Raw genomic sequence first — 6,350 nt, forward strand, 5'->3', positions numbered from 1 at the left:
GAGGTGCCGATCTCCTTCCCAGACTTCGTATCGGCCGCCTGCTTGGCGGCAACCGCAATGATGACGACGACCAGAGACGATCAGCCCATCGCGGCGGGTCGAGAAAGCACTGGGCGGGAAGACGCCTACATCGAGGCCCCCCGCCTTGTGACCGCAGCAAGGGAAAGAATCTGCCGCCGGACATCGACGTCAGTGGTTTAGAGAAGGCGGCTCGGCAGCGAGCTCTGCGTAAACCCAGACGCCTTGAAAATTTGCCGATACACGTGCGTCCGGATTTTGGCGGTGATCTTCACGATGAGCTACAATTTCTAGCGACAGCCGCGCTAGGGGCGAGCCTCCAGCACCATGTTGAACGGCGTCTCCGCGGCGCGACGGAATCGCTTGAAGCCGCCGGCGGTCACCACCTTGCGCAACCTCGCCTCGCCGGCCTGGGCGCCAAGCCCAAGTCCGACTTCCTGCGACAGCGAAGCGGGCGTGCACACGAATGTGGAAGCGGCATAATAGACGCGTCCGACGGAATTGAGGTTCGCCGCTAGATGGTCATGCGCCAACGGCTCGACGATCATCCAGGTGCCATTCGGCTTGAGCGACCCGCGGACATGGGCGGCGGCGCCCTCTGGATCGCCCATGTCGTGAAGGCAATCAAAGAAAGCGACGAGGTCATAAGTGCCGGGATAGGTCTTGGCGGCCGCGACCTCGAAGCGCGTGTTGGCGCCGACGCCGGCTTCCTCGGCCGCCTTTCGGGCACGCTCGATCGAAGCGGAGTGATAATCGAAGCCGACGAAGCGCGAATTGGGGAAAGCACGCGCCATGAGCACGGTCGATGCGCCGTGACCGCATCCGACATCCCCGACCTCCGCGCCGCGTTCGAGCTTCTCGACTACGCCCTCCAGCGCCGGCAGCCAGGAGTCGATCAGGTTGGCATTATAGCCTGGACGGAAGAACCGCTCCGTACCGCGAAACAGACACGCGCTATGATCGTGCCATGCAACGCCCTTGCCGGACTGAAATGCCTGCCTCACCTTTTCTTCATCGAGCCACAGCGCGGACAGGAACTCGAATGCGCCAGCCATGAAGGCCGAGCTATCTTCATCGGCGAACACCGACTCCTGCTCGGCGTTGAGATAGAACTCGTCATTGGCTTCATCGTAGTCGACGTAGCCCGCCGCTGCCTGCCCGGAAAGCCATTCCCTTACAAGGCGTTCCTGGGTGCCGGTCCGTGCCGAAAGTTCGGCGGCCGTCATCTTGCCGCCTTCGCGCAATGCCTTGAACAGGCCGAGCCTGTCCCCCAGCACGACTCCCGCGCCCGTAGCAATCGCGCCGAGATCGCCGACCAATTTCCCCAAGAAGGCGTCCAACTTTTCCTGACTCGCTTCGGGCATCGGAATCTCTCCTTGTGGGCGCGATGTTGCCGACCTTGCACCCCATCATATGGGCAACGATCGGCGCAGGTGATCGCGGATGACGACCACCTCCATGCCGTCGTCGAGCAGGAAATCCGTCACTTTTCCTCGTCGGTAACGGGCGGAGCCGGAGCGGTCGAAGGGCAAACGAGATCGCAGCAGGTATCCTGGGCAGCCCGTCAGACATCGATGGCTCCGGTTGTGGTGACGGGCGATAAGCAAGTTCGCGGCGAAGTGATTGTTCCGCGGCGGCTATATGTTTCGGTGAGGTGATCATGCGTCTTCTTGTTGGTCGGTCGTGCTTGCGGACGACGTGCATGTACTGTGCCAAACGAGGAAACGATTTAAACGCAATCCAGTAGATCTGACTTTGTATCCGACATTGTCGGAAATTGGACACCGCCGAACGCGAAGCGCTCGGGGCTTGTGACGATACTTGCGCGTGCTCCTTCGGAGGAGGATATGATGCGCCTCGAACCGGCCGCGAGGCCTTCCTGCCCTTTAAGGCGCCAGATCAAGTTGAGCGCCCATACCAGTGAGCCGTCCCGTCGCTTAGTCCAACACGTTTTTAGCTTAGCGTCGCGGTCCAGCTCACCGCGCTCTCGCCATCCACCTTCTGCGCGACCCCAGCTAAACACGCTCTGCGATGATTAAGATACCAACCTGGTCCCGGCCGGCCTTGCTTGCCCGCGAAACTTGAGGCGTTCGTCGATCGGATAGAGGCTTCGATTCAGGAGACCTGCTTCGTGATGCGGCCATGATAGGCCGGTCCCTCACCGACTGCCGCGCGCTCGGAAGAGATCGTCAGCATGCCTCGCGGCTTCATGAAGAGGGCAGCGGCGACTACCGGCGAGATAATATGGCCGGTCGCCGGAGCCCGTATCGGGACAGCATCGCCGGCTGGTTGGTGGCGTATGATCGGAGGGCGACCGATGTCCCTGACCTTTCGACGCGGCTCCAGCTTTGCGAGCAGTCGCTCGAGATTCGAGAAACTACCCGTGTAGCCGCGCTGTTTGATACCGTGAAACAGCTGCTCCAGCACTGGCTGAGAAACGCCTCGAAATGTAAGGTGACATCGTGTTCAACGCCGTCCTGCGTCAGTCGGGTGGCGTGTCGAAGAGTCAGCCATTTAGCGATGCTGCGCCAACCATAGCCGGTATGACCGGCGTCGGCACGGGACAAGCTCATCCTTCCGGAGGGCATGAACATTTCGAACACCATCTGCCGCGATTGTCGATGAGCGTGGCGCACCTGGCGCCTGTGCCTTACCTCAATATGCGGACCATCCTGAAATCAGATTGACTTGCGGGCTCCCGATGTCGGGCGAATTGAGAAACTGCACCCCTATTGCCTCATCGACGAATGTTACCAAACGATTTGGCTGGTTGAAGAGCCGGCGTCGTCCAGTCGCCAGGGCCGACCTGCCGCCAGGCTTTTACCGCCATCTGCACCGTCCGCAGGCTTTTGTTCGTGAACCGTGTCTGATCGACCGCGCATGAAAACGTGCGAACTTTCATGGTGGCGCACCACGAAACGCTACTGCAGAGCCAACCGAGCCCGGCCGGCGACGTCAGCAAGGGGCTCTCGTATAAGACAAGCCGGGGTCCGGATTTCTCCCAGATCATCCACGAATTAAATCAAATTCGCCTTTGGATATTGACGATTGCGCGACCCTCACCTCGTAGATGGCCAGCGCGGGCGGCAACTGAGAGGTCATATGACAAGCGATTTTTCCGCCGCGCGAGTGCATCTAGATCGAGCGTATCATTACCTGCGAGGCGATGACCCGATGAGCCAGAGGGGGCGCGAAGCCTTGGATTTGCTGATCGAGGCGGTTGCTGTCGAAGAGTTCAAGCAGCCGCGCCAAAACGCGGAGGTGCTAACGTTTCCGATTAAGCGCCGCTTCTGAGGCGATCTCCATTGTGGCAACCCATCAACATGGTGTGCAAACACCCTCAGAACACTGCCCGTCCGGCTGGAGCCGAGCCTGTCCTCACAACCATCCGAATTGAGCTGCCGTTAGTGTAGGTTTCATCATCGATGTCAGCGGCAGCTATTCCGGAATGGTCGCCGCCCTGCAGTTCCGCCGCGCCGGCGCCAGGTTCCAGTGATCGACGCCGGGCTGCGGCGGACGCTTTTTGCCAGTCATTCGCCTGCTTCCTGCCCCAGGACGACGTCGATCCGGCCAAAATCGCGAACGGTCGCCTGAGCAGCTTTCGCGCTGCGAGACGCTCGCCTGGCACGACGGAACGGCCGAACGGGTGAGGGGAGCCGCGACTCTTTCGGCTTCCGACTCGCCGACGGGCCTCGGCGGAGGGCCGTTGTAATGGACGCCCATGTTTGCCCGCTGCAAAGGCTGCAGAGAACTCTGCCCTGGAGCAGGCGGATCCTTCGCGGACTGTCCCGGCGCGGCGCTGCATTCCATAAGCTTGTTCGTTGGTGGCGACACGCTCCGGGTTGGCCTTGAAGCGCTCCCAGTCGATATAACCCGGATGCAGGTCGGCATCCGCCACTCGGCCATATTATTCACCTTGATCTGCGAGAGGCCGCCGCCCGGCCGGGGACGACCACGCGTTCGACCGTAGAAGAAGGCGCCGGCATATCTCGGTTATGCAGGACCCGGATGCGGCCGTGCTGTGGCGGCGCCCACATGCGTTCGCTGCGGTTCCTGCGCAGTCGTCGCGGGAACAGGATGCCGTTGTCGAGTGTCACCTGCCGCTGACGAGCCTCTCGCCGCTCGGTGTCACCCAGCACTCCCAGCGATAGCGCATCACCCCGGCCGACAAAACCAGATCGCGCACAAGGATCGTCTTGTATCCCTTGAAGCGTGAGTCCGCAGGAGCGCTCTCCGCAACCGTCACCTCGCGGCTCACGCGACCGGCCGTCGCGCTTGGCGCCGCGACGGCGTCGCTTCCCCTCCGGCTGCGTTGCCCATTCCGACGGCTTGGTCGGCTTGTCCGGAGGGCGATCCTTGAGGGTCTGGATCTCGGCGCGCAGCGCCTGGTTCCCGATCTCAAGGCTCTCGACTCGGCCTTGAAGACCGCGCACTAAGCCGATCAGCGCAGCGAACGGCCCGCGGAGCTGAGCAAGCGACAGGCCTTCAAGCGGATTAGTCGGTGGTGGCGTCCGCAAATGGTGAATCACGAACGCGCTCGCCGCAAACCCCCTCCGCCAAATCTGATCCGGTTACGGCTCTCGACGTGACCCAGAGAGCTGGAAGAAGCCTCTGCGAGACTACAAGTGTAACACCATATTGGTTTAGCAGATCAAGCTTCGGTGGTAACCTACGTGGGGTAGAGAAACGACTTTGGAAGCTGAGCAACGGATCGCGATAGCAAACGGACACGTGCAACTGGAAGTTCATCCCGCGACTGGAGGAGCGCTGGCCGAGGAACCCCGTAACCACCTTGACCTTCCAGACGGGCCATTGACCAATGTTGCAGAACGGTTAGTAACCGCTAACCCGCGCGATACAGCACGCGATCTTGAGAGCTTCAAACCTGCGGAGAGGACTGCTTGGCGCGAGTCCCCGAAAAAACCTTTGTCGAAGGAACCATGATGTCCGCTTCCATTGCCCCGCAACCATTTAATCAGCGGAAGAGACTTTTGGTCGTCCAGGCCCTGAGCATAGCGGCGATTGGGTCGCTGCTATTCTCTCGCCCCGGTTGGGATGAAGCATCTAGCCTTCACGAGGTCGTCGAGATGATCGGTTTTGTTCTGATCCTCGTCTGCATATTCGGGAGGTTGTGGAGCATCCTCTATGTCGGGGGGCGGAAGAACAGCGAGTTGGCAGTCAGCGGGCCGTACTCGATCACCCGCAATCCCCTATATCTGTTTTCGACGATCGGAGCATTCGGCATCGGCCTCATGTTCGGATCGCTCATCGTTGCATCCGCTCTGGGGGGGTGCACCTATGCGGTTTTCGGAATGACTGCCCGAAAGGAAGAGACGTTTCTTCGTGACAAATTTGGTCCGGAGTTCGAAGCATATGTGGCAAGGACGCCGCGGTTCTGGCCCAAGCCGTGGCTGCATCAGGACAAGCATCAGCACACGTTCTCCACAAACGCATTAAGAAGCACATTCTTCGATGCCCTCTATTTTCTGGCGATCTTTCCAGCCATCGAAGGCATCGAATACCTCCAGGTAGCTGGCTACCTGCCCACCTTTTTTTGGCTGTTCTGATCCTAAAGACGGAGCAATAAGCTTTGTAGCGTACCAGAACCGCGCCTGTTGCGATTAAGGCAACCCCTGCCCAGTTCGACGACGATGTTGGTTGAGGAATGTCACTACGAACACCGCCACCAGCACGAGGCTCAGTTTGTCGACAGGGGCAACGCGTGCTGCGCCTCCCAAAGTGGAGCGCGCGAAAGTAGCAGATCCACGATGCACCTGTCGCCACCCCGGATTGTCCTGCGTCACGTAATCCTCCAGGCACTCGGGAAGCAGTGCCGCTTGCCGGCAATCCTCGCCCTCGACAAACCGCTTTAGCCCGACTCACCTCGCTGATCGGGAATCACGTTATCAAATCAACGTATTTCCACGACAGGCTGGACCCGTTCCGGCCATTGCCGTTGCCACCACGAAGGGTCTTGCAAGGGATTGTTAAGGTCCTCACACCTCTTGGCGATCACCGGAGCAGACCTGGCATTCCTAAGACGTTGTGGCACGGTGGCTTTGTTAGCGCACAGGTATGGTGGGTGTGGTCCTGGACGGAGGCGCGCGTCGCTTCGGGTTTGGCAGGCGATGCACACCGAACCGGCCGAGTGCCAGCGTGCCGTTGTCAAGAACACTTGGAATGCGGCGTGAAATATCGCGCCAGTGCGAGGCATATTGATAGACGGCTACGGTATCTTCGACCGCGTTGTGGTCCACGGCGCTTTCAGGTTGCACCTCCTCACCCTTCATCTGGACGATTTGCTTCTTGGGCTCAAGGATCGTCGTGCGGCC

The 6,350-nt window shown here is 60.2% G+C and carries 6 protein-coding genes and 1 pseudogene; 3 read left to right on the forward strand and 4 right to left on the reverse strand.

Annotated features, from left to right (window positions below):
• Positions 1-323: 323 nt before the first annotated feature.
• Together AC0L3O_RS33090 and AC0L3O_RS33095 are read right to left on the reverse strand one after the other, a co-directional pair.
• Positions 324-1,382 (reverse strand): class I SAM-dependent methyltransferase, encoded by a 1,059-nt coding sequence (locus AC0L3O_RS33090; RefSeq protein ID WP_473617787.1) that lies wholly within the window; start codon positions 1,380-1,382, stop codon positions 324-326.
• A gap of 751 nt (positions 1,383-2,133) precedes the next feature.
• Positions 2,134-2,445 carry a hypothetical protein gene (locus tag AC0L3O_RS33095; protein ID WP_065008825.1) on the reverse strand — a complete coding sequence of 104 codons (312 nt, stop codon included), beginning with the start codon at positions 2,443-2,445 and terminating at the stop codon, positions 2,134-2,136.
• 35 nt (positions 2,446-2,480) lie between these two features.
• On the opposite strand from AC0L3O_RS33095, the gene AC0L3O_RS33100 reads away from it, so the two are divergent.
• From AC0L3O_RS33100 to AC0L3O_RS33110, 3 genes are all read left to right on the forward strand, one after another.
• Positions 2,481-2,705 (forward strand): hypothetical protein, encoded by a 225-nt coding sequence (locus AC0L3O_RS33100; RefSeq protein ID WP_141246629.1) that lies wholly within the window; start codon positions 2,481-2,483, stop codon positions 2,703-2,705.
• A gap of 415 nt (positions 2,706-3,120) precedes the next feature.
• A complete protein-coding gene (locus tag AC0L3O_RS33105) occupies positions 3,121-3,312 on the forward strand; it encodes a hypothetical protein (RefSeq protein WP_473513595.1) in 192 nt (63 codons plus the stop codon).
• A 1,607-nt stretch (positions 3,313-4,919) separates the two neighbouring features.
• Positions 4,920-5,585, forward strand: a complete 666-nt coding sequence (locus AC0L3O_RS33110) for a methyltransferase family protein (RefSeq protein ID WP_473617788.1) — start codon at positions 4,920-4,922, stop codon at positions 5,583-5,585.
• A 22-nt stretch (positions 5,586-5,607) separates the two neighbouring features.
• Here AC0L3O_RS33110 and AC0L3O_RS33115 read toward each other — a convergent pair.
• Positions 5,608-5,808: pseudogene (locus AC0L3O_RS33115) on the reverse strand (EamA family transporter); the annotation flags it as partial.
• A gap of 272 nt (positions 5,809-6,080) precedes the next feature.
• The coding region (locus tag AC0L3O_RS33120) for a hypothetical protein (protein WP_473617790.1) at positions 6,081-6,350 on the reverse strand (270 nt) is incomplete at its 5' end.

This window comes from Mesorhizobium sp. WSM4810 (genome assembly GCF_055811235.1).